20 protein-coding genes are annotated in these 23309 nt (G+C 69.2%); 5 read left to right on the top strand and 15 right to left on the bottom strand.

The features are described from left to right. Positions 1-62: 62 nt before the first annotated feature. From H2Q94_RS12995 to H2Q94_RS12985, 3 genes are all read right to left on the bottom strand, one after another. Entirely contained in the window at positions 63-1043 is a 981-nt protein-coding gene (locus H2Q94_RS12995) for a quinone oxidoreductase family protein (protein ID WP_243794950.1), read from the bottom strand. Between the two features lie 238 nt (positions 1044-1281). Then, positions 1282-2292 carry an Rv3169 family protein gene (locus H2Q94_RS12990; RefSeq protein WP_243794949.1) on the bottom strand — a complete coding sequence of 337 codons (1011 nt, stop codon included), beginning with the start codon at positions 2290-2292 and terminating at the stop codon, positions 1282-1284. A 187-nt stretch (positions 2293-2479) separates the two neighbouring features. Beyond that, positions 2480-4117, bottom strand: a complete 1638-nt coding sequence (locus H2Q94_RS12985; RefSeq protein WP_243794948.1) for an AMP-binding protein — start codon at positions 4115-4117, stop codon at positions 2480-2482. Positions 4118-4453: 336 nt separating this feature from the next. On the opposite strand from H2Q94_RS12985, the gene H2Q94_RS12980 reads away from it, so the two are divergent. Next, entirely contained in the window at positions 4454-5215 is a 762-nt protein-coding gene (locus tag H2Q94_RS12980; protein WP_243794947.1) for a FadR/GntR family transcriptional regulator, read from the top strand. A gap of 108 nt (positions 5216-5323) precedes the next feature. Here H2Q94_RS12980 and H2Q94_RS12975 read toward each other — a convergent pair whose 3' ends face one another. Together H2Q94_RS12975 and H2Q94_RS12970 are read right to left on the bottom strand one after the other, a co-directional pair. Further along, on the bottom strand, positions 5324-7528 hold the full coding sequence (locus H2Q94_RS12975) for a (Fe-S)-binding protein (protein WP_243794945.1): 2205 nt from the start codon (positions 7526-7528) through the stop codon (positions 5324-5326). Positions 7529-7575: 47 nt separating this feature from the next. Further along, entirely contained in the window at positions 7576-8352 is a 777-nt protein-coding gene (locus H2Q94_RS12970) for an enoyl-CoA hydratase (RefSeq protein ID WP_243794943.1), read from the bottom strand. 439 nt (positions 8353-8791) lie between these two features. Between H2Q94_RS12970 and H2Q94_RS12965 the strand changes: the two genes are divergently transcribed. Then, complete coding sequence (locus H2Q94_RS12965) at positions 8792-9586, top strand: enoyl-CoA hydratase-related protein (RefSeq protein ID WP_243794941.1); 795 nt, start codon at positions 8792-8794, stop codon at positions 9584-9586. Positions 9587-9907: 321 nt separating this feature from the next. On the opposite strand, the gene H2Q94_RS12960 is transcribed toward H2Q94_RS12965, so the two are convergent. The 4 genes from H2Q94_RS12960 to H2Q94_RS12945 all read right to left on the bottom strand — a co-directional run bounded on the left by H2Q94_RS12960 (position 9908) and on the right by H2Q94_RS12945 (position 15733). After that, positions 9908-11128, bottom strand: a complete 1221-nt coding sequence (locus tag H2Q94_RS12960) for an acetyl-CoA hydrolase/transferase family protein (protein ID WP_243794940.1) — start codon at positions 11126-11128, stop codon at positions 9908-9910. Positions 11129-11393: 265 nt separating this feature from the next. Beyond that, complete coding sequence (locus tag H2Q94_RS12955; protein WP_243794939.1) at positions 11394-12452, bottom strand: acyl-CoA dehydrogenase family protein; 1059 nt, start codon at positions 12450-12452, stop codon at positions 11394-11396. Positions 12453-12639: 187 nt separating this feature from the next. Beyond that, the gene (locus H2Q94_RS12950) at positions 12640-14556 is read right to left on the bottom strand and encodes an AMP-binding protein (RefSeq protein WP_243794938.1); all 1917 of its coding nucleotides are present in this window, start codon (positions 14554-14556) and stop codon (positions 12640-12642) included. A gap of 1 nt (position 14557) precedes the next feature. Beyond that, the gene (locus H2Q94_RS12945) at positions 14558-15733 is read right to left on the bottom strand and encodes an acyl-CoA dehydrogenase family protein (RefSeq protein WP_243794937.1); all 1176 of its coding nucleotides are present in this window, start codon (positions 15731-15733) and stop codon (positions 14558-14560) included. A 71-nt stretch (positions 15734-15804) separates the two neighbouring features. Between H2Q94_RS12945 and H2Q94_RS12940 the strand changes: the two genes are divergently transcribed. Both H2Q94_RS12940 and H2Q94_RS12935 read left to right on the top strand, forming a co-directional pair. Then, the gene (locus tag H2Q94_RS12940) at positions 15805-16230 is read left to right on the top strand and encodes an FAS1-like dehydratase domain-containing protein (protein ID WP_243794936.1); all 426 of its coding nucleotides are present in this window, start codon (positions 15805-15807) and stop codon (positions 16228-16230) included. Further along, complete coding sequence (locus H2Q94_RS12935) at positions 16227-16625, top strand: MaoC/PaaZ C-terminal domain-containing protein (protein ID WP_243794935.1); 399 nt, start codon at positions 16227-16229, stop codon at positions 16623-16625. Before H2Q94_RS12940 ends, H2Q94_RS12935 begins: the two co-directional genes overlap by 4 nt. 17 nt (positions 16626-16642) lie before the next feature. Here H2Q94_RS12935 and H2Q94_RS12930 read toward each other — a convergent pair whose 3' ends face one another. Further along, positions 16643-17779 carry a LuxR C-terminal-related transcriptional regulator gene (locus H2Q94_RS12930; protein ID WP_243794934.1) on the bottom strand — a complete coding sequence of 379 codons (1137 nt, stop codon included), beginning with the start codon at positions 17777-17779 and terminating at the stop codon, positions 16643-16645. Positions 17780-17870: 91 nt separating this feature from the next. Between H2Q94_RS12930 and H2Q94_RS12925 the strand changes: the two genes are divergently transcribed. Continuing rightward, entirely contained in the window at positions 17871-18422 is a 552-nt protein-coding gene (locus H2Q94_RS12925; RefSeq protein WP_243794932.1) for a TetR/AcrR family transcriptional regulator, read from the top strand. An 82-nt stretch (positions 18423-18504) separates the two neighbouring features. Here the strand turns inward: H2Q94_RS12925 and H2Q94_RS12920 are convergent, their stop codons facing one another. From H2Q94_RS12920 to H2Q94_RS12900, 5 genes are all read right to left on the bottom strand, one after another. Next, the gene (locus H2Q94_RS12920; RefSeq protein WP_243794930.1) at positions 18505-19527 is read right to left on the bottom strand and encodes an LLM class flavin-dependent oxidoreductase; all 1023 of its coding nucleotides are present in this window, start codon (positions 19525-19527) and stop codon (positions 18505-18507) included. Between the two features lie 66 nt (positions 19528-19593). Next, positions 19594-20658: a phosphotransferase family protein gene (locus H2Q94_RS12915; protein WP_243794929.1), complete on the bottom strand. Its 1065-nt coding sequence runs from the start codon at positions 20656-20658 to the stop codon at positions 19594-19596. A 5-nt stretch (positions 20659-20663) separates the two neighbouring features. After that, on the bottom strand, positions 20664-21479 hold the full coding sequence (locus H2Q94_RS12910; protein WP_243794928.1) for an enoyl-CoA hydratase/isomerase family protein: 816 nt from the start codon (positions 21477-21479) through the stop codon (positions 20664-20666). Between the two features lie 28 nt (positions 21480-21507). Further along, entirely contained in the window at positions 21508-22317 is an 810-nt protein-coding gene (locus H2Q94_RS12905) for an enoyl-CoA hydratase/isomerase family protein (RefSeq protein WP_243794927.1), read from the bottom strand. Between the two features lie 94 nt (positions 22318-22411). Further along, positions 22412-23197 (bottom strand): enoyl-CoA hydratase/isomerase family protein, encoded by a 786-nt coding sequence (locus H2Q94_RS12900; protein WP_243794926.1) that lies wholly within the window; start codon positions 23195-23197, stop codon positions 22412-22414. Positions 23198-23309: the final 112 nt, after the last annotated feature.

Raw genomic sequence — 23309 nt, 5'->3', positions numbered from 1 at the left:
TACTAAAGGCCTGACCAAAATAAAACCAGAGTGACCCCCTCACCGCCCCGCCCAAGGGGAGATCACTCGTGTTCGAGAACGACCTTGCCGAACCCGCTCCCCCGCTCCAGGTGCGCGTGCGCCTCGGCTGCCCGATCCAGCGGGAAGGCCCGGTCGACCACCGGGGCTCCGACCGCGCCGCTGTCCACGAGCGAGAGCAGGCCGGAGAAGTCCCGCGGGCTTCCCACCGTCGTCCCGAGCAGGTCGTACTGGCCGAAGTAGAAGTGCCGCACGTCGAGCACCGCGTCCGAGCGCAGCGACGCGCCCAGCACCACGAGCCGCCCACCAGGCCGCAGTGAGCGAATCGATTCCTGCCAGCTGCCCACCGGATCCAGCACGACGTCGAAACCACGGCCGCCCGGGGACATCCGCTTCGCCTGCTCGCACCAGTCGTCGTCCATGTAGAGCACGCCACCAGCGGCTCCGAGTTCCCGCGCCCGGTCGATCTTGTCCTGTGACGAGGATGTGACGACAACCTCCGCACCGCACGCCGCCCCGAGCTGCACCGCCATCGTCGCGACACCACCACCGGCGCCGAGCACGAGGAGCGATTCGCCCTTCCCGAGGCGGCCGCGCGTGAACAGCGCGCGGTAGGTGGTCAGCCCGACCAGGGGAAGCGCGGCGGCCGCTCGCCAACCCAGCCGCGCCGGTTTGGGGAACACGCAATCGGCGGGCACCGCGACGAGCTCCGCGTAGGTGCCCGCGTGGTGATCGCCGAGGATCTCCCACCCCGGCCCCGGAGCGCTCTCGTCCTCTCCCCACCACAGCGAGGGGAGGACGACCACCTCTTCACCGGTGTCGACCCGGGTGCCCGCTCCATCCGCCCCCGGAACGTGCGGCAGCTCGGATTCGTACTTCCCCTGGCGGACCAGCACGTCGTGCCAGTTGAGCGCGCTCGCCCGCAGCCGCACGGTCACCCAGCCCGGCTTCGCGGGCGGTTCGGCGAGCTCTTCGCAGCGAAGGTTCTCCGCGAGACCGAACTCCCGCAGCACTACCGCGTACACCTGGATCTCCCCATTCGGTCAGGTCCTTTGAACAGCAGGGCCGCACTCGGCGGTGGCAGGAACCGGAGCCCGCACACTCCGACCAGGACCGCGTGAACGACCATCGAGCGGGACCTCTGACTGTCGCCGTTGGAAAGGCCGTGGTGCGCTCGAGCAGCGTCAACGGGAGCTCCGGGCTCGGTGCGCCGACCGAGCCCGGAGCTCCCGACCGCGCTCCGGCTGACGCCACAGCGCGGCATCAGGCCGGGCTCGGCCGGTAGGTGTAGGAATCGCTGCGACTGAGCGCGAACTCGAAGATCCCCGTTCCGCGCGACCCGTTCCAGGTGTACGCGGCCAACCGGTCGGTCAACGGCGAGTCGAGGGTCCGTTGGTGCACCGACCCGTCCAACGGGTAGGTGTCGTGCTCCAGATGGTCCAGCCCCTTCCGGCGGCCGTGGTGCCCGCCGTACCCGCCACCGGCCATCAGCCCACCGCCGCTCGAGGCGTCCACGCCGATCGAGTACGTGGTGCCGCGCTGGGTCACCACCTCGACGGTGCCGCCCCGGAGGTCGATCCCGTCGAAGCGGAGGTCGTGCCGCACGTCGATGACGTCGTCGACCGCGCCGTGCTCGTGCAGCACCGCGCCGTCCAGCAGCAGTCGTCCGCCTTGGCGGTCCTCGACCAGCAGGATGCTGACCGAGCGGTCCGGGAACTGCGCCTGGAACCAGATGTGCATGCCCTGACCGCCGGAGAGGTTGCGCACGCCTCGGGACCGGTCCCGCTGGCCGTACCAGCCGTTGACCCGCTGCGTATCGCCATCGATCGTCAACGTGCCCTCGTACCGGCCGGACTGCACGAGGTGTTCGAAGTCGGTGGTCTCGGCGTCGGCGTTGTCGACCGCCACATCACCGAGCCAGTACGGGGTGCGCGCCCGCCAGATCACGTCGTATTCCATGCCGGTCGGGTTCGGGCCGAGCCGGAGCCGCCACGCCTGGTTCGGCTCGATCACTTCGAACCGCAACGGCCCTGCGCCGTGCCCTTCGGTGGCGCTGAGTTCGGTCGAGAACCGGACGTTGCGCTGTTCGGTCTTCGTGCTGACGATCGCGAAGCCGTCGGCGACGTCCTTCGCCGGGTAGTGGCCGAATCCCGTGATCACCGACGGCGTGGTCTCCCAGGTCGGGTGCAGGTTGAACATGAAGCGGTCGAAGAACCGCTCCGGCAAGTCGGTCGTGCCGGGGGCGACCAGGGGGTCGTGGAAGTCCTTGCTCATCGGTTCTCCTCGGTGGTGGGTCGCGCGGAATCAGCGCTCGGGTCGCCGAAGGCACTGACCACACCGGCGGCACCACCCCTCCGGCAAGCCCAGTCGACCGGAGCCGACCGGGCACCTGGGGAAGCGGCGGCGGATCGATCCGCGCCAGGGCTCGGCTGGACCGCGACGAAAGCGCGGCCTGCGCGGATCACTCCAACAGCCTGCTCTTGATGTCGGCCCGCAGCACGTGCTTCTTGATCTTTCCGGTGGCAGTAGCGGGCATCTCGCCGATGAGTTCCAGCCGCTCCGGCACCTTCTGGATCGCCAGACCCGCGTCCAGCAAGTAGGCCTTGATCTCCTCGAACGTCGGCGGATCCGCCTCGTCGACCGGAACCAGGTAGGCGCACATCTTCTCGCCCAGCCGCTGATCGGGCATGCCGACGCAAGCGATCTCGCGGACCGCCGGATGCGCCGCCAGCAGGTCTTCGACCTGCCGGACGCTGATGTTCAGCCCGCCCCGGATGATGATGTCCTTGACCCGGCCGGTGACCCGCACGAATCCGTCGTCGTCCATGACCCCCAGATCACCGGAGCGGTGGAAGCCGTCCGCGGTGTAGTTGGCTGCAGTCTCTTCCGGCTGGTTGATGTACCCGAGGCAGTTCATCGCCCCGCGGTAGGCGATGTCGCCTTGTTCGCCCCTGGGCAGCTCCTCGCCTTCCATCCCCACGATCCGCACTTCCTGATGCGGCAGCGCACGTCCGTCCGAAGTGAGCGCTCGGGACGGGTCGTCCTCCACCGTGCACGTCGTGGTGGTGATGTTCTCCGTCCTGCCGTAGAGGCTGAGAACCTGCATGTCCGGGAGGACCTCGCGGGCGGATTCGACCACGCTGCCCGGTACCGGCGCCCCGGCCGACGTCCAGAAGCGCATGGTCCGCGCGTCGTGCACGTCCGGGTCGTACACCTCGATCACCGATTGCAGGAAGGTCGTCGCGGTCACCGCCGCCGTGCAGCCGAACTTCGCGATCCGCTCCAGCCCCTCGTGCGGTTCCCACCTCTCCACCAAGTGCGAAGACGCGCCGTGGAGCAGCGGCAGCAGGTAGCTGGTGACGAAGCCCGTGGTGTGCGTGATGGGCGACGGTCCGAACTGGACGTCCGCCGGGCCGTAGCGCCACGCCTGTCCGAGCAGCCGGGCGCCCGCGCACATCGTGTTGAAGGTGTGCACGCAGCCCTTGGGGTGGGTGGTCGTCCCGGAGCTGTACATGATCGTGAACGGCTCGTCGGGTCCGGTGCCCGGCCCGAAGTCCGCGGTCCACGGGTCCTCGAACATGTCGTGATACCGCACGGCGCCGCCGGGAACCTCCTCGGACCGGACGACGACCACCGTGTGCAAGTACGGGTGTGCACGGGCCAGGTCGAGGAAGAGGCCGGCGTGGTCGAAACCCCGGTACTCGGGGGCCGTGAACACCGCGCGCACACCGGCGCTCTCGATGATGTAGCCGACCTCGTCCCTGCGGTAGATGGGCATGATCGGGACCACGACCGCGCCGACGCGCGCGATCGCCGTGGCGATCACGAAGAACTCGGTCCAGTTGGGCAACTGCACCGCCACCCGATCCCCGGGCACGATCCCCCGCCGTGCCAGTCCGGTCGCCAGGCGCAGCGCCGCGTCCCGCAGCTCCCGGTACGTGCACGAGGTGGTCGAGTCGGTGCCGAACAAGCGGTCCCCGCGCTCAGCGGCGTGCTGCTCGACCACGTCGAACAGCCGCTGCTCGCGCCAGATCCCGTTGCTGTGGTGGGCGCGGATCTCATCCTCGCCATAACGGTCGCGCACGGTCATGAGCGCCATGAGCACCTACCTGTCACTTCGCCTGCACGTCGCCTGGCATGTCCCGCATCACGCCACGATCCTTCAACTATTACAAAGGTCAGTCCAAAAATGAAAGAGGCATTTCCGTTCCCGCCCGATCCGGGGCGGTGATCACGGAGGCCGACGCGCTTGAACACACAGGCACCCGAGGCACACGAGAACCAGGAAGGAGAGAGCGAATACCCGCTGCGGCGACGCGACGGAAGACGCGGGAACGGCAGGCGACATGCCCGGACGCGGCCGCCCGAGCATCAGGGCGCTGGTCCGAAAATGATAGAATCAACCATAATATCCGACCAAAATCTGGAGATCCAGGTGGCTGACTCACCCAAGAGCCCTCGTTCTGCGGTGCGACTGGCGCCGATGGAAGTGCCGAAGGCTTCCGACGTGCTCGCCGGCGACTTGCGCGAGCGCATCCTCAGCGGGGAGTTCGTCGAGGACACCCAGCTCCCACCGGAGCGAGATCTCGTCACCCAAACCCAGATGAGCCGCAGCACGGTCCGCGAGGCCTTGCGCATCCTCGAGGTCCAGGGGCTGGTGCGCATCAAGTCCGGCCGTGCGGGTGGCGCGTTCGTGCAGCGACCGAGCCAGAACTCGGTCGCAACGTCGATGAGCCTGCTGATCCGGGGACGTCAGCTCCGCCTCTCGTCCCTGCTGGAGACGCGCGAGGCCATCGAGCCCGTCTGCGCCCGGCTCGCGGCGCAGAACCGCACCGACGACGAGCTGGCGGTGCTGGACCAGGCGAACAAGGCGCTGGAGACGGCCGAAGGGAACCTCTCGGACTTCCTAAACGCGAACATCGACTGGCACATCGGCGTGGCCACCGCGAGCCACAACGAACTGCTGGAGGCCCTGATGATCGCGCTGTCCAAGGCGATCTACACGGCCACCGAGAACGAAGCGTTCGTCGACGCCGAGGTCCGCGGGGTGACGGCGCGGGCGCACAAGTCCATCACCACCGCGATCCGCCAGAAGAACCCCGACGCCGCGGTGCGCCGGATGACCCGGCACGTGCACTCCTACGCCAAGGCCGTGTTGGAGACCGACGAGCGCGTCGAGATTCCGGTCGACGACTGACGGTCCCCGCCGCCGGGCGAATGGCGCTCGCGATGCGGCGAACGACTTCCGGCCTCTCACGTTCAACGAGGTACGGCCGCGTTCTCGCGATGACGTGCAGAGGACCGCTCATCCGTCCTGCGTGGATGAACCGCCGCGCTTCACCGAGGACAGCAGCAGCTGTGCGACGTCGAGGACCTCGACGTTCTCCGACGCCGCGCCTTCGTTCTGGCGGGCGGTGAGGCCGTCGTTGAGCATCACGCGGCAGAACGGGCAGCCGGTGGCGATCTTCTGGGGCGCGGTGCCCAGCGCCTCGTCGACGCGCTCCACGTTGATGCGCTTGCCGGTCTTCTCCTCCATCCACATCCGGGCGCCGCCCGCGCCGCAGCACATGGAGCGGTCGCCGTGGCGCGGCATCTCGCGGAAGTTCGCACCGGAGGCGCCGACCAGGTCACGCGGCGGCGTGTAGACCTTGTTGTGCCGACCCAGGAAGCAGGGGTCGTGGTAGGTCACGTCCTCGGCGACCGGGGCGACCGGGGTGAGGCGCTTCTCGCGGACCAGCTTGTTCAGCAGCTGCGTGTGGTGCACGACCTCGAAGTTCCCGCCGAGCTGCGAGTACTCGTTGGCGAGGCTGTTGAAGCAGTGCGCGCACGTGGCGACGATCTTGCGCTTGCCGGGCTCACGGCCCTCGAACACCGAGTTCAGCGTCTCGACGTTCTGCTGCGCGAGCATCTGGAACAGGAACTCGTTGCCCGCTCGCCTGGCCGGGTCACCGGTGCAGGTCTCCTCGCCGCCGAGCACCGTGTACTTCACCCCGGCCATGTGCAGCAGCTCGGACACCGCACGGGTGGTCTTCTTCGCGCGGTCCTCGAAGGCACCGGCGCAGCCGACCCAGAACACGTACTCGGTGTCCTCGGCGAGCTCACCGTCGAAAACCGGGACCTCGAAGTCCAGTTCCTCGGTCCAGTTCAACCGGTCCTTGGCGTTCTGGCCCCACGGGTTGCCCTTGTTCTCCAGGTTCTTGAACATCCCGCCGAGCTCGGTGGGGAAGTTCGACTCGATCAGCACCTGGTAGCGGCGCATGTCGACGATGTGGTCGACGTGCTCGATGTCCACCGGGCACTGCTCGACGCAGGCGCCGCAGTTGGTGCAGCCCCACAGGACCTCGGGGTCGATGACGCCCATCTCCTCGGGGCCGCCGACCAGCGGGCGCTCGGCCTCGGCCAGCGCCAGCGCGTTGATGCTCGCCAGCTTCTCCTCGGCGCCGTCGCCGGTGATGCCGACCTCGTCGCCCGCCATGTCCTTGCCGCCACCGGCCAGCAGGTACGGGGCCTTCGCGTAGGCGTGGTCGCGCAGCGAGGTGACCAGCAGCTTCGGCGACAGCGGCTTCGCGGTGTTCCACGCGGGGCACTGGGACTGGCAGCGACCGCACTCGGTGCAGGTCGTGAAGTCCAGCCAGCCCTTCCACTTGAAGTCCTCGACCTTGCCGACGCCGAACACGTCCTCGTCGGGGTCGGCTTCCTCGAAGTCGAGCTCCTTGCCGCCGGACATCATCGGCTGCAGCGCGCCCAGCGCCCGGCCGTCGCCGACCTCGCGCTTGAAGTAGATGTTGAAGAACGCGGTGAACCGGTGCCACGCCACGCCCATCGTGATGTTCGAGGCGATGACGATGACCCAGATCATCGCGGACAGGATCTTGAACCCGGCGAAGAGGGAGATCGCCGCCGTGCTCGAAGGCAGGACGGCACCCAGCGCGTAGGTGATCGGCGAGGACCACAGCGGCGCCTCGAACAGGTCCGATGCCTGCTTGAACGCGCGCAGGCCCATGATGCCGAAGCCTTCCAGCACCACGACGGCCTCGACGAAGTACGCCTGGCCGAAGTTGGAGCCCTGGAACCGCGACACGCGGCCCGCGCGGCGCGGGTGGTTGAGCTGGCGCACCGCGATCAGCCAGAAACCGCCGAGCACCGTGGTGATGCCGAGCAGTTCGACGATCAGGTTCCACGGGCCGAACCAGCTCAGCACCGGGGTTTCGAAGGTGGGGACGAAGACCTCGAAGTAGGCCTCCAGCACGCTCAGGCTCAGGCCGCCGAAGCCGGCCATGACGAACCAGTGCGCCACACCGACGTGGCCCCACTTGAGCATCTTGGTGTGGCCCAAGACCTCCTTGAGCATGTTCCCGAACCTCGCCCCGAATGGGCCACGCCTGGTCGGGTCCGGTTGTCCGAGACGGATGGACGAGATCATCCGCCGCACGGTCTTGACGACCATGACCACCGCGACGGCCGTGACGGCCAGGCAGATCAGGCCCAGGACCAGCTGCAGAGCACCCATGCTCGCGGTTCCCCTCTCCGGCGACGCTGCCGGTTCATTCGCAACGGTCAGCGGTGCGAGAACGACGGCGGCCGCTTGTCCACGAAGGCCGCCATGCCTTCCTTCTGGTCCTCAGTCGCGAAGGTCGCGTGGAACGTGCGGCGCTCGAAGCGAACGCCTTCAGCCAAGGTGGTCTCGAACGCCCGGTTCACGCACTCCTTGACCATCATCGTCACCGGCCCCGACATGCCCGCCACGGTTCCAGCGGTCTCCATCGCTTCTCCGAGCAGCGCGTCGTCGGGCACCACCCGAGCGACGAGACCGCTGCGTTCAGCTTCCGGAGCGCTCATCGTCCGCCCGGTCAAGCACATCTCCATCGCCTTGGCCTTCCCGATAGCGCGGGTGAGCCGCTGCGATCCACCGATGCCCGGGATCACGCCCAGCTTGATCTCCGGCTGCCCGAACTTCGCGCTCTCCGCGGCGATGATCACGTCGCACAGCATGGCGAGCTCGCAGCCACCGCCGAGCGCGTAACCGGACACCGCCGCCACCAGCGGCTTGCGCACCGCGGCGAGCCGATCCCACCCGGCGAACCAGTCGTTGAGGTAAACGTCCATGTAGGACTGCGACTGCATCTCCTTGATGTCAGCACCGGCCGCGAACGCCTTGGGAGAACCGGTCAGCAGGATGCAACCAACATGATCGTCCTGGTCGAGCGCGGCCACCTCCTCGGTGACCTCCCGCATCAGCTGGAGGTTCAACGCGTTCAGCGCTTGCGGCCGGTTCAGCTTGACCGTGGCCACCCTGCCGGTGCGCTCGATCTCGATGGTCTCGTACTCGCTCATCGGTCCTCCTCGGGAACGGCCTTCGCGGGCCGCATCCAGAACGCGCCATCGCTCCCGCATCAGGGACGCCGGCAACGGAAAACGCCAGAAATTTACTTGGTCGTCCAACTACCTGAGTCGAGATGTTCACCGAGGACGAGACGGACTTCAAGTCAAAGCGAGTGTGTCGCGCGACACCTCCGACGGACAGCGGGCGCGTGTCCCGGCGCATCCGCGAACCCGCGAAAAGTTGACCGAGTTCGACACCCCAGCCGTCGGCGCACCACCCGCAATGGGCAGTCCCCTCTCCCTTTGTGGGTAAATCAGCGACCTGCCGAGACCGATCGAATGTCGTCGCCTTGATAACGCACGTTATCGCGACCTACGGTCGGGGTACCGCAGCGCCCCGAACACGGGCCATGCGCCCACCACCCTTCGAATGTGAAAGGTCGTCGCAACGATGCACGAGTTCACCGACGTGACGTACGAGATCGACAACGGGCTGGCCTGGATCACCATCAACCGTCCCGAACGGTACAACTCGTTCCGCGCGCAGACCGTCGACGAGCTGGTCAAGGCGTTCAAGCAGGCCTGGGCGAGCTCGGAGGTCGGAGCCATCTGCCTGACGGGCGCCGGAGAGAAGGCGTTCTGCGCGGGCGGCGACCAGAAGCAGCGCGCCGAGACCGGCGACTACGGCCCATCCGATTCCGGCCTGTTCGAGGTCGACGCGCTGCACCGGGTCATCCGCGACGTGCCCAAGCCGGTGATCGCCGCCGTGAACGGTTTCGCCATCGGCGGCGGGCACGTGCTGCACGTGCTGTGCGACCTCACGATCGCCGCGGACACCGCGGTGTTCGGCCAGAACGGGCCGCGCGTCGGGTCGTTCGACGCTGGCTTCGGCAGTGCGTACCTCGCGCGCGTGCTCGGCGAGAAGCGGGCTCGCGAAGTGTGGTTCCTGTGCCGCCGCTACAGCGCGGCGCAGGCCGAGAACTGGGGCCTGGTGAACAAGGTCGTGGCGCCGGCCGAGCTGCACTCCGAAGTGCGCGCCTGGGCGGACGAGATCCTCGCACTGTCGCCGACCACGCTCAAGGTCCTCAAGCAGTCCTTCAACACCGACACCGAGCACTTCGCCAGCGTCGGATCGCTGGCGTACTCCTACCTCAAGACGTTCGGGGAGTCCGACGAGGCGAAGGAAGGCGTCAACGCCTTCAACGAGAAGCGCAAGCCGGACTTCTCCCCCTACCGCGGCGCTTGATCGGGAACGACCGTTCACGTAGGTAGGAGTGCGCGCCCGGGAATTCGGCATGGAGGGGCAGGTTCGCGCGAGGCGCTCGCTCCGCCGATCTGCGGTGGCACCAATGAGATCCAGCGCGAGATCATCAGCAAGAGCCTCGGGCTCTGACCCGCTCCGGCCGAACGCCGAGGGCGCTTCCACCTCCACGGCTCTCCGGATCCGCGGGTGGCAGCGCCCTCGAAGTCGTTCACCGATTCGGTGTCCGGTGCCCGAAATCCGCTCGCCGAACACGTGAGCCCGTCAAGACGAGGAAACGCCGGTCGCGGCTGGTGCGCTCCGACGTCACTGGATGGCCGCCCTGGACAGCGCGTCCCGGTGCTCGGGTCCGGCGATGGCCGTCAGCCTGCGTGTCCGCTCCGGCAGGTCGCACCCCCGCAGGTGTGCCGCGCCGTGCTCGGTGACCACGATGTCCACATCGGAGCGTCCCGTGGTGACCGGCCCGGTAGGAGTGGGAACGATCGTGGAGTTCTCCCCGGAAGTCGCCCTGAGCGTGATGATCGACCGCGCTCCGGTGAGCGCCGCCGCTCTGGAGAAGTCGACCTGCCCGCCGATCGCGCCGATGTAGTCCCCGCGCCGCCGCTCGGAGCACACCTGGCCGGTGAGGTCGACCTCGATGGCGGAGTTGATCGACACGAGGGATCGCAGCCGGGACAGCGTCGCAGGCGAGTGCGTGTAGCTGGCCGGGCGGAACTCGACGGGCAGGTCTCCCAGCCGCTCGTAGAGCTCGGAGCTGCCGAGCGCGGCGCCGGTGACGATCAGCCCGGGGTCGATCTCCTTCCGCGCCCCGGTGAGCACGCCCTTCTCCACCAGGCTCAGCACGCCGTCGGAGATCATCCCGGTGTGGAAGCCGAGGTCCTGATGTCCGGCGAGGCGGTCGAGCACGGCGGCGGGCAGTGAGCCGACGCCCATCTGCAGGGTGTCGCCGTCCTCGATCAACTCGGCGACGTTCCGCGCGATCGCCTGTTCGACGTCGTCGGCCGGGCGAGCGGGTGCTTCGCCGACAGGGCGGTCGGTCTCGACCACGGCGGCGAACCGGCTCAGCGGCAGGCGCGCGGCCCCTGCCGTGACCGGCATCCTGCGGTTGATCTCGGCGATCAGCACCGGGGTGTGCGCGATCGCGTCCGCGATGTAGTCCACCCCGATTCCCAGCGAGCAAGTGCCCGCGGCGTCGGGCGGGGACACCTGGACGAATCCCACGTCAGCCGGCAACGCTCCCTCCGCGAACAACCGCGGCAAGGCGGAGTAGTGGCAGGGAACCACGTTGAGCCGCCCGGCCCGGCTGAGCCGGCGCAATTGGCCGAGGGCTCCGTAGGAGGACAGCGACACGCTGCTCGGCAGCTCGCGAACCAGCCGTTGGTCCCAGCTCAGCCCGCAGAACGCGCGCACGGGCCCGAGATCGTCGGCCTGATCGAGCAACGCGTGCACCAGCGGCGTCGGCTCGGCACCGGCCTGGCTCCACCAGACGCCGATCCCTGGCCGGACGTGGGGTGACAGGTCGATCACGGGAGCCCACCTGCCTCCTGCGGCCTCGTCGTTCCTACGTTCCTGCATTCGGTCGGTTCCGAACCCAAAGCGAAAACTCCCGCCATCAAAGCGAAATCACAACGAACCGCATCGACCCGGGCGAGCCAGTGATCCCCGCGGAATGGTCTTGATCTGTGTCTCGTCGGCGGCGGAACCACCGCGCAGCGATCACCAGAGCAGGACGACCACCGGCTGAGGTTCCGCCGCCACCCGTCCCGCTGCGCAAATCACCCTGCGAGGACGCCTAGGCGGCCGGCAGCAGTGGGAGGGCCGTGGCCAAGCGCTCGTTCCACGTCTTCGACGAGCCGAACAAGCGCGAGTTGAGCTTCGCCCGCTTGTAGAACAGGTGGAGGTCGTGCTCCCACGTGTAGCCGATCGCACCGTGCATGGTCAGCGCGCTGTCGGCCACGTCCTCGGCTGCCGGACACGTCTGGGATTTGGCCGCGGCGGCGTGCAGTGCGGCGTCTTCATGCCCCTGCTCCACGGACGCCGCCGCGTAGTAGACGAGCGAACGCGCGGATTCGACGGCGACCAGCATGGCGGCCGCGGCGTGCTTGACGGCCTGGAACGACGCGATCGGTACGCCGAACTGCTGTCGTTGCTTGCTGTAGTCCACCGCCATCGTCAGCATGCGCTCAGCCGTCCCGAGGCTGTCCGCCGCCGCCAGGACGGCCGCACGAGATGCGGCCTCGGCGAGGATGCCGTCGGCGACCTCGATCGCGTCGTGCCGCGACAGGTCCGGAACGACGACCTCGGCGACCGAACGGCTGCGATCGAGCAGTTCGCGCGGCACGAGCTCCACGTCCGCCGCGTCCACCACGGCCAATGCGAGCCGCCCGTTCTCGCGGATCGGCACGACGAACCGCCGCGCCCTGTCCGCACCGAGCACGTTCGGCACGGTGCCTCCGCTCCGCGACACCGCGCCACCGGCGTCCAGCGGGCGGTCGGCGTTCACCGCGAGCACGGCGAACTCGCCCTCAGCGAGGGATTCTGCCGCCAGGTCGGGTGCTCCGGCGAGCAGCGGCGCCGCCACCACTGCGGCCGACCAGGCCGCCGAGGGCGCCGCGCAACCGCCTAGCTGCTCGGCTGCCAGCGCCAGTTCGACCAGGCCGCCGCCTTGGCCGCCGCATTCCTCCGGTGAGCCGATGGCGAACCAGCCTTCGTCGGCGAACCGCCGCTCGAACGCAGAGGGGTCGCCGGAGTCCAGCCAGCCGCGCACGGCCTCCGCCGGGGCGAACCGTTCGAGCCACCCCTGGAAGGAGGACCTGAACAGCTCCTGGTCCTCGGTCAATGTCCACCGCATTCCCGCTCCTCCCGGAGTTCCACGGCGCTTCCCGCGGCTTCGCTACTACCATGTCCACCCAAATAATACTTTAGGTCAGACCATTGGTCCATAAATGCTTTCGGGTGCCCCCACCTACCTCGCCCTTCCGGACAGGGGTGAACGATGCCTGGTCCGGGGCTGCCTGCCGCGACCCGCGTCGGTGGCATCAGTCCTCGATCGCCTTCCGGATCTCGTCGATCGCCTCGACGTTCTCGGCGCCGGAGAGGTCGCCGGGGTCCTGGTCGAGCACCACGGCCCGGATCGCGCGGCGGAGGATCTTCGCCGATCGGGTCTTGGGCAGCTGCCCGACCCGGTGCACCGCACTGGGCGCGAACGGCTTTCCCAGCTCCTGAGCGACCATGTCCCGAAGTCGTTCCGAGACGTCCTCTTCGGCCCCGGCGACGGGAACCCAGAACGCCCGCACGGCCTCGCCCTTCTTCGGATCGGGCACGCCGACCGCCGCGGCCTCCGACACCGCGGGGTGCGCGGTCAGCACCGCCTCCACCTCCGCAGGCGCGAGCCGCTTGCCCGCGATGTTCATGACGTCGTCGGAGCGCCCGCGGATGAACCACTGGCCGTCCTCCACCAGCGCGAAGTCGCCGTGCCGCCACATCCCCGGGAACGTCGACCAGTACTCCTCCAGATAACGCGCGTCGTCCTTCCAGACTCCGCGCGTCATCGCCGGCCACGGCTGGCGGCAGACCAGCTCGCCCACCTGCCCGCGCACCGACCGGCCTGCGTCGTCGACCACGTCGACGTCCATCCCCAGCGACGGCCCGCCGAGCGAGCAGCTCCGGATCGGCTCGACCGGGTAGGGCGACAGGAACGAACCGCCGACCTCGGTGCCGCCGGAGAAGTTGATGACCGGGACCCTCCCGCCGAAGACGGTCCCGGCCAGCCAGTCGTAGGAATCCGGGTCCCACGGCTCACCCGTGGACCCCAGGACGTGCACCGACGACAGGTCGAACCGCTCGTGCGCGGGCTCCGCGCCCGTGCGCAACGAACGGATCAGCGTCGGAGACACTCCGAGCATGCTCACCCGGTGCCGTTCGACCAGCTGCCACAGCCGGTCGTTGCCCGGCACGTCGGGGGAACCTTCGTAGAGCAGCAGCGTCGCGCCGTTGGCGTGCGTGCCGAAGATGGACAGCGGGCCCATGATCCAGCCCATGTCGGTCACCCAGCAGAACACCCCGTCCGGCCCGACGTCGAAGGCGTACGCCACCTCGCTGGCCGTTTTGACCAGGAACCCGGCGTGGGTGTGCACGGCCCCCTTCGGACGTCCGGTGGTACCGGAGGTGTAGGCCAGCAGCAACGTCTCGGTCGGCCCCATCGCCGCCGCCGGACCGGCCTTCCCGGCGGGAAGCTCCGACCACCGCACATCGCGTTCGGTGCTCGTTCCGGGTTCCGGATCGACATTGCCGACCAGCACGACGTGCCCCACCGTCGGACACGACTCCAGCGCGGCGTCGAGCAGCGGCTTCATCGCAACCTCGCGCCCGCGCCGGATCGTGCCGTCGGCGACGACGACCACCTTCGCGTCGGCGTCCTGCAAGCGAGCGGCGATCGCGGCCGGAGCGAAGCCGGAGAACAGCGGCACCAGGACCGCGCCCAGCCGGGCCACCGCGTAGCAGGCGATGACCGCCTCCGGGATCATGGGCAGGTAAAGGCCGACGGAGTCGCCTCGCCCCACGCCGAGCCCGCGCAGTCCGGCGGCGAGCCGGTCGACCTGCTCCGCCAGCTCTGCGAAGGTCAGCGTCCGGGTGCTGCCGTCCTCGGCTTCGTGCACCACGGCCGCGCGGTCCGGCGCCTCGCTCGCCCACCGGCCCAGGCAGGCATCCGCGATGTTCAGCTCCCCGCCCGTGAACCAGTCGGGATGCTCGATCCCGGCAGTGACGTCCACGACCTCCGAATAGGCCCGGCGAAACGGCAGCCCCAGGTCCCGCACCACCGCGTCCCAGTACCAGCCGATGTCGGCCACCGACCGCGCGCGCAGCTCGTCGATGGAGCCGATCCCGTGCGCTCGCGCGAACCGCGTGACGTTGGCGTTCTCGACGTAGTCGTCGCTGGGCTTCCAGGTGTACACGTCAGCTCCTCGGCATCCCGAGCATCCGCTCGGCGATGATGTTGCGCTGGATGAAGGTCGACCCGCCGGCGATCGCGGTTCCCCGGGCCTGGTTGGCAAGCCGCAACCAGCGGGACTCGGCGACCTGCTCGTCGTCCAAGCCGAACTGGCCGCCGAGCGAATCCAGGGAGAGCCGGAAATCGGCCAAGTCCTCCACGAGCGGGCAGAAGAACAGCTTGCCAATCGAAGCCGCCGGACCGGGCGGGCCGCCCTCCGCTGCCTGAGTGATCACCCGTTGGCCGATGAGGTAGTGCGTCAGCGCTCGGCCGTAGAGGTCGGCCACCTGCTCGCGAACTCGCGGATCGGTCCCCAGTGGACGGGCGTCTTCGCCGGTTCGCGCGGCGATGTCGGCGATGATGTCGTCCACCGCGCGCTTCGTGTTGACGCGACCGGTCGCGATCGCGACCCGCTCGTAGGACAGCGTGCTCATCGCCACGCGCCACCCTCCGTCAACGTCACCGACGACCAGTTCGTCCGGCACGAAGACGTCGTCCAGGAACACCTCGTTGAACTCCGCCTCACCGAGCATGTGCGACAGCGGGCGCACCGTGACGCCCTCGCTGCTCATCGGAAGCAGGAAATACGTGATTCCCTTGTGCCGCGGTCCACCTCCGGTGCGCGCCAGCAGAATCGCGTGCGTGGCGAGCTGGGCGCGACTGGTCCAGATCTTCTGCCCCTCGATGCGCCAGCCACCGTCGACCTTGGTCGCCTTGGTGCGCAGCGAAGCCAGGTCCGACCCGGCGTCCGGCTCTGAGAACAGCTGGCACCAGATCTCCTCACCGGTGAGGATCGGGCGCAGGAAGCGCTCCTTCTGCGCATCGGTGCCGAAGTCGATGATGGTCGGGCCGGCGAAGTCCTCACCGATGATGTTGAGGCGTTCGGGCGCTCCTGCCCGATCGGCTTCTTCGTTGAAGATCGCCCGCAGTTTCTCGTCGACGCCGCGACCGCCGTACTCCGTCGGCCAGTACACGCCCGCGTATCCGGCGTCGAAGAGCATCCGCTGCCACTGGCGCCAGAACGGCGCCTTGCCTTCGAGGTCCGGCGGTTCCGGCCAGGGCAGCTGCGGCAGCGCGTAGCCCAGCCACTTGCTGATCTCGCCCCGGAACCGGGCCTCCGCCGGAGAGTCTGCGAGCTCCATGAACGAACCCTTCATCTCGTGATTGGTCGAATGGTATTATAGGACAGACCAAAATAGGAAGGTGTTCGACGATGACGGCAGAGTCGCTGGACGAGGTCGCCTTCGACGTCGAGCGGGGTAAGATCCGCGAGTTCGCCCGAGCCACCGGCGCGACGGATCCGGTGCACACCGACCGCGGCGCCGCGCAGCGGGCCGGGTTCGGCGACGTGCCCGCTACGGCCACGCACGTCGTGGTCGCCGGGCACCACCGGGACCAGCGCGCCTTCGTCGCCGAGCTCGGCCTGGCCTTCGAACGCGTCGTGGTGGGCTCGGTGAAGTGGATCTACCACCGGCCGCTGCTGGCCGGGGACGCCCTGCGCGGCGTGCGCCGAGTCGCCGAGGACGTCCGCAAGAAGGGGATGCGCTTCGTGACCCTGGAGACCGAATACCTCGACGCCGAGGCGGAGCCGGTGGTCGTGCTCCACGAAACGTTGATCGAGCGAGGAGACCAGCAGTGAGAGCACCCGTCGCGGTACGACCCGGCACGTCGCTCCCCGCACGGGAGGTCGGCCCGGTGACCCAGACCCACGTCGTGCGCTTCGCTGGGGCGGGCGGGGATTTCAACCCGCTGCACCACGATCCCGAGTTCGCCCGCTCCGCCGGATTCCCGGGCGTGCTGGCGATGGGGCAGATGCACGCGGGCATGCTGGCGGCGTGGCTGACCGACTGGGCCGGGGTGGAGCACCTGCGCGAGTACGAAGTGCGGTTCGCCGCTCCCGTCTTCCTCGGCGACACCCTGCTGTTCTCCGGTGAAGTGCGCTCGGTCGACAACGGACTCGCCGAGTTGCAGCTCACCGCCACCCGCGGCGAGGACGCGGTGCTGCGCGCCCGCGCCGCGGTCGTCACCGGCTGACCCGGCGCCGCGCCCCGCTACATCGTCAGGCGCAGGTACTGCGAGATCGCCTCCGCGCGGTTCTCCGCACCCAGCTTGCGCAGGATCCGCTTGACGTGCGACTTGACCGTGCCGCTGGAAATCACCAGTTCCTCGGCGATCCGGTTGTTCGTCGCGCCGGTGGCCATCAGCGCCAGCACTTCGAGCTCGCGGCCGGTCAGCGAGGGCTCCAGCGGCGGACGTTCGGATCGGCTGCCGCCCCCGCCGCGCCTCCCGGCGTCGTTGCCACCGAGTTCGATCTCCGCCGACGCGAGCCCGTCGAGCACCTCCTCCACCGCCTGCAAGGCCGAGCGCACCTGGTCGCGCTGTTCCCGCAGCCTCGCCATCAGCACCGCGCGCTCGAAGATCCGACCGAAGCCGACCGCGAAGAACCACAGCACGTCACGGTCGAGCTGAGTGACCGGCTCGGCCATGCGATCGGCGTGCAAGAAACCGATGACCCGGCCGGTCGGCATCACGGGTGCGGCGACGTAGGAGTTCATCGCGGACGCGTCGAGCAGCGGGCGGTACACCCGCGGATCGCCGGTGGGATCGGTGACGATCGCGGGCCCGCGCCGCCGGACCATCTCGCTCTCCAACGGCATGTCCGCCAGCGGGACCTCCGGGGTCACCCGCAGCCAGTCGCGAAACGTACGTTCCGCCTCGCGGTTGTCGATCGCGTGGGACTTGTGCGGCCGCCACGTCACGCCTTCGACGCGGGAGAGCAGAACGCGGTCGAGCCCGCAGCCGCGCACCACCGCCTCGCACACCTGCCCCAGCAGCTGTTCCGGGTCCCGCACGTCGCGGAGCGGGCCGAGCTCCGACTCGACGGCGTCGAGCCGCCGGCTTCGTTCCCGCGCGAGGAGATCCCGGAGTTCGAACCGCAACGCGTGCACCTCGGCCAAGGTGGCCCCAAATCGAGATTCCGGCTGCCCGCCGGACATTTCCTCCGCGAGCTCCCCCACCACGACCACCAGCGCGGATTCCAAGCCCGCCGGGTCGTGGACGACTCCCCTGCGGCGCCCCGTCAGACCCTCGACCGCCTGCAGCAGCCGACGGCCGCGGTCGAGCAGTTCGGCCCGCTTGCGAGCACCTCCGCCACCACCGGTCTCCCCGTGCCGAAACTCCGCGCGCACGATCCCGTGCCCTCCGTCGGCGTCCGCTCCGATGCGGACGATGCCACTTCAGGATAACGATCGTTCACAGGATTGTGGTAGGTTCAGCCGGGTGGACAGGGACCGGAAGATCCTTGATACGGCAGCCGCGGTCTTCTTCGAGAAGGGGTTCCACGGTGCCAGCGTCGACGAGCTGGGAACGCGTGCCGGCCTGAGCGGTCCGGCGCTTTACCGGCACTTCTCCGGCAAGGACGAGATCCTGGCGACGCTGTTCAACGAGGCCCTCGACGAGCTGCTGAGCGCTACCGCGCCGGTGCACGACGATCCCGAGCTGGACCTGGACCGGTTGATCCGGCACCACGTCCGCTTCGCCGTCGACCACCGGCACCTCGTCAACGTTTACCAGCGGGAGGACCGCTCCCTGGTCGACCCGTGGCAGCGGCACTTCGCACGCAGGCGGCGCCAGTACGTCGGGCGCTGGGAAACGACCATCGGACGGTGCTTCCCGAACGCATCGCAGGCGAAGGTCGCCACCGGCACGCACGCCTGCCTCAGCGTGATCTTCTCGATCACCTATTGGCCGAAGGCCACGGCGCGGCAACCCGATCTCGCGGACGTGGTGACCGGGTTCGTCCGCGAAGGCTTGGCCACGCTCAATTCCTGACCGCGCGCGTCGCGGAACTCGTGCCGCGCGGCGGTCGACTCCGCCCGGTCGACTGGGCCGCTCCACCGCAACGGGTGGTGGCTCACCGCGGACGGTCGACGAACGTTTCGATGATCGCCTCGGTGTTCTCCGCGACGCGCTCGGGCGCCAGCGTGAAGCTGGGCGAGTACAGCGCCGCGTGGTCGTAGCGCTTCTCGATCGCAGGCAGGGCATCGCGCACTTCGTCGGCCGTGCCGCACACTGCCATCTCCGCGAGCATCCGGTCCGAGACCGCGGCGATCATCGCTTCGTGGTCACGGTTGCGGAAGGCCTGCTGGATCGCGCTCGCCTCGGCGCCGAACCCGGATGCCGCCATCACCGGGCCGTACGACTTCGGTGCCACGTAGAACGCGATCTGAGCCGCCGCCTCGCGCCGCGCCTGCCGCACGTCGTCGGAGATCGAGCAGATGATCACGCCCTTGAGCGCGACGTCCCGCGTCGAGCGGCCGGTCTTCTCCGCGCCGCGGACGATCGCCGGTCGGACGACGTCCGCCAAGTAGCGATCGGTCATGGTCGGGTGGCAGATCAGGCCGTCGGACACCCGTCCGGCGACCTCGACCATGCGGGAGTTCACGCCCGCGGTGTAGATGGGGATGTCCGCCCGCAACGGTGCGTCGATGTCGGCCGTGGGAGTGATGTCGACGGTGTAGAAGCGCCCCTCGTGCCGCACCGGCTCCTCGTGCAGCCGCCACAGCCTCCGGATCAGCGGGACGAGTTCTTCCATGCGGGTGGCAGGACCGTCCGGATCCGTGACTCCGTGCCACGCCTGCATCATCTTGCGGGTTCCGGTGCCGAGTCCGAGCGTGAACCGGCCGCCGCTCATCTCGTCGAGGAACTTCGCGTCGTTGGCCAGCACCAGCGGAGACCGGCCGACCGCGTAGGCGATCGCCGAGCCGACACCGATCCGATCGGTGCTCGCGGCCATGGCCGCGACCGAGACGACCGCCGAGCGGTTCAGGAACTCCCCCGACCAGGCGGCGTCGAACCCGGCCGCTTCCGCGCGCGCGGCGACCGCCTGGGTGTCCCGCAGGCCGCCGGCCAGCACCGTGATCCCTCGCGTCGTCATCTTCGCCGCCTTTCGTCAACCGATTCCGGCGCTGTGCGTTCCGCCGTCTTGCCGGGCGGGCGCGGCTCACCGCGTCTCCGCGATCTCTTCCTTGGCGGGGAACCGCGGCGGTTCGAGTCCTGCGGTGTCGTGCGCGGCTTCGAGGAAGGACCGCACCAGGCCCGAATCGGCGTAGTACTGGTCCCCGACCCCCCGCACCGCCCGCCGACGGCCGTACTCGTACAGCACCGCGAGCTTCCAGAGCGCCAGCGCGGTGTACCAGTCCAAACCGGACAGATCGCGGCCGGTGCGCCGCGCGTAGCGGTCGGCGAGTTCCCGCCGCGACGGGTAACCGTCCTCGCACATCGCGGTGCCGAACTCCGCGGTCGGCGTCATGGCAACGCCAGGCTCCGGCACCGAAGCGAGGAAGTAGCCCACGTCGAACAGCGGATCGCCGATGGTGGCCAGCTCCCAGTCCAGCACCGCGGCGACGCGGCCGGGTTCGTCCGGCGCCACCACGACGTTTCCGACGCGGAAGTCGTTGTGCACGATCGCGTGGCCGGACTCGGGTGGGGCGTGCCGGTCCAGCCAGCGGTGGATCGCCGCGAACTGCGGCGGCGGGCAGCCGTCCTCGTCGGCGACCAGGAGTCCCATCCGGTTCAGGTGGCGCCGGTTGAAGCCTTCGGGCTTGCCGAGATCGCCGAGACCGGCAGCACGCCAGTCGACCGCGTGCAGGTCGGCGAGGGTGTCGACGAGGGACTCGCCGATCTGCCGCCGTGCTTGCGGAGTCTCCAGCGGGCTCGGCGTCGCCGTGGTCACGACCGGACCCTCCACCAGGCTCATCACGTAGAAGGGCACGTCGAGGACCTCACCGGCATCCGAGGTGGCGAGAACGCTCGGCACCGGGACGTCGGTGGCGTCCAGCGCGGCGATGAGCCGCGCCTCGCGCAACATGTCGTGCGCGCCCGGCGGGACCGGCGGTGGCGGGGGCCGCCGGAGAACGATCCGGTGCGTGCCGTCCCGGACGAGATAGGTCAAGTTCGAGTGCCCGTCGCCGATGCGCTCGGCGCTCACGGGGCCGTCGCACAGACCGCGCACCTGAAGGAACAGAGACAGCGCGTCGAGAGTTCCCGGAGTCCATTCCCAGCTCATCCGGCTCACCTCGCCCTGAACCGCGGTGCGCGCTCGTCCTTGAACGCCGCCAACGCCTCGAGCATGTCCTCGGTGCGGGTCAGCAGCGCCTGTCCGCGGTTCTCCAGTTCGAGCGCCGCGGCGTACGAGGTGATCTCCTGGTTTCGCTGGATGGCCCGCTTGGACATGCGCACGCCCGCCGGGGAGTTGGACGCGATCATCCGGGCGGTCTCCACCGCCTCGCCGAACAGCTCATCGCCGGCCACCACCCGGTTGACGAGGCCGATCCGGGCGGCCTCCTCGGCTTTGACGAACCGTCCCGTGAAGCCGATCTCGGCGGCCATGGCAGGCCCGACGAGGCGGCTCAGGTTGTAGGAGGTGCCCAACTCCCCCATCGACAACCCGACCTTCACGAAGGCCGCGCTGAACTTCGCGGTCGGCGCCGCGAGCCGGATGTCGGCCGCGAGCGCGAGCGCCAGCCCTCCCCCGATCGCCGGCCCGTGCACGGCCGCGACGACCGGGAACGGCAGGTGCCGGATCGCCTGGATGCCGCCCGTGGCGGTCCCCTGGAACTTGAGGAATTCGCGGACTCCCATCCGGGTGATGACTTCGATCTCGTCGAGGTCGAACCCGGCGCAGAACGCGCGCTCGCCGGTGCCGGTGACGATCAGGGCCCGTACTCCGCTGTCGCGCAGCGCGTGCGCGGCCCTGCCGTAGTCCGAGAACATCTGCACGGTCTGCGAGTTCATCCGGTCCGGACGGTTCACGCGCAGCACCGCGACGTCCTCGCTCAGGAGCTCCAGGGTGAGCGTGTCGAGCTGCGGCAGGTCCAAGGCGGCCATGGCCACTCCTCCCTTCGAGATGTCGTGGTCAGCGGCCGGTGAAGACGGGCGCCCGCTTCTCCTTGAAGGCGGCCAGCGCCTCGGGCATGTCGCTGCCTCGGGTCAGCAGCGCTTGACCGCGGTTCTCCAGCTCCAGCGCGGCGGCGTACGAAGAGACCTCCATGTTCGCCTGCAGTGCGCGCTTCGACAGCTGCACGCCGCCAGGGGAGTTGGCCACGATCGATTCGGCGAGAGCCACCGCGTCGCCCAGCACGTCGCCCTCGCTGACGCGGTTGAGCAGACCGATCCGGGCGGCCTCCTCGGCGCGCACGAGCCGGCCGGTGAAGCAGATCTCGCTCGCCGCGGCGGGACCGATCAACCGGGTCAGCAGCCACGAGGTGCCGAGGTCGCCTGCGGAGAGCCCGATCCGCACGAACGCCGCGTTGAACTTCGCGGTCGCGGAGCCGAGCCGGATGTCGGCGGCGAGCGCGAGCGCGAGGCCGCCACCGGCGGCGGCGCCTTCGACCGCGGCGATCACCGGGGAGCGCATCGACCGGATGGCCAGCAGCGCGCGGACGGCACGCTCCTGCTGGTCGAGCATGGCCATCGCGCCGAGTTCCGGGAGCTCGTCGGCGTCGGCGAGGTCGTAACCGGCGCAGAAGGTCGTTCCCGCCCCGGTCACGATCACGACTCGGCAGTCGTCCTCGTCGTCGAGGCCGAGTGCGAGGTGTTCCATCTCGACGAACATCGTGTCGGTCATCGCGTTCGAGCGGTCCGGCCGGTTCAGCGTGACCACGACGACGCCAGGAGACGGTTCGGCGAGCAGCAGCGTCTCGTAAGCGGTGTCCAAGCACTTCATCGACTGCCTCCAGGGCTCGGGGCCACGCCGGTCCGCGATCGGCGAGATGTCCTGTCCCGACAATGGCGGCGCATTTCGCGTCGCGTAGCCGTGGTCATCGCCGCGCCCAGACCGGCTCGCGCTTCTCGCGGAAGGCGCGCACTCCCTCCGCCAGGTCGTCGGTGGTGAAGGCGAGCGCGAGTTGCCCCTGCAAGTGGTCCAGCGCCGCGCCGAGGGACAGGTCCCGGGTGCTGTTGACGGCGTCCTTGCCGAGCTTCATCAGCAGCGGGGACTTCGCCGCGATCTTGCGCGCCCAGTCGCGCACCGCTCCGTCGAAGTCGGCGTCCGGGACGACCTTGTTGACGATCCCGAGCTCGCGGGCCTCCGCGGCACTGATCTTCTCGCCGAGCATCATCAGCTCGTTGGCCTTCATCCGGCCGACGTTCCGGTAGATCAGGGCGGAGATCATGAACGGGAAGGCCCCCACGTTGATCTCCGGACAGCCGAACCGCACCGATTCCTTGGCCAGGACCAGATCGCACGCGAGCGCGAGCCCCAGGGCTCCGGCCAGCACGTCGCCGCCCGCCGCGCAGAGCACCGGCTTGCCGAGGCCGCCGATCAGCTCAAACAGGCGCGGAAACCGGTCGAGACCGGCGTACTTGGTCACCGCGGGGCGGTCGTCGGCGAAGGCCTTGAGGTTGCCACCGGCCGAGAACACGCGGTCGTGCGAGGAGGCGAGCACAACGACGCGGACGTCGTCGTCGGCCTTCGCCGCGTGCACCGCGTCCAGGAGCTCGTCCAGGAGCTCATCGCTGAGCGCGTTGCGCGTGTCCGGATCGTCCAGCGTCACCACGGCCACGCCGTGTTCGTCGGTCTCGTACCGGACCAGCTCGCCCGTCATTCGACATCGCCTCCCTTAAGGTCTGACCTTTGGACCATACGACTGCGAAGGCGGTACCACAATCCCCCCGGATGCCAAGATCGAATCGGCACGCGGCGGCCGGGCCACGTTG

The organism is Saccharopolyspora gloriosae, assembly GCF_022828475.1.
GTDB lineage: Bacteria > Actinomycetota > Actinomycetes > Mycobacteriales > Pseudonocardiaceae > Saccharopolyspora_C > Saccharopolyspora_C gloriosae_A.
This window is presented reverse-complemented; position numbering and strand designations above follow the sequence as displayed.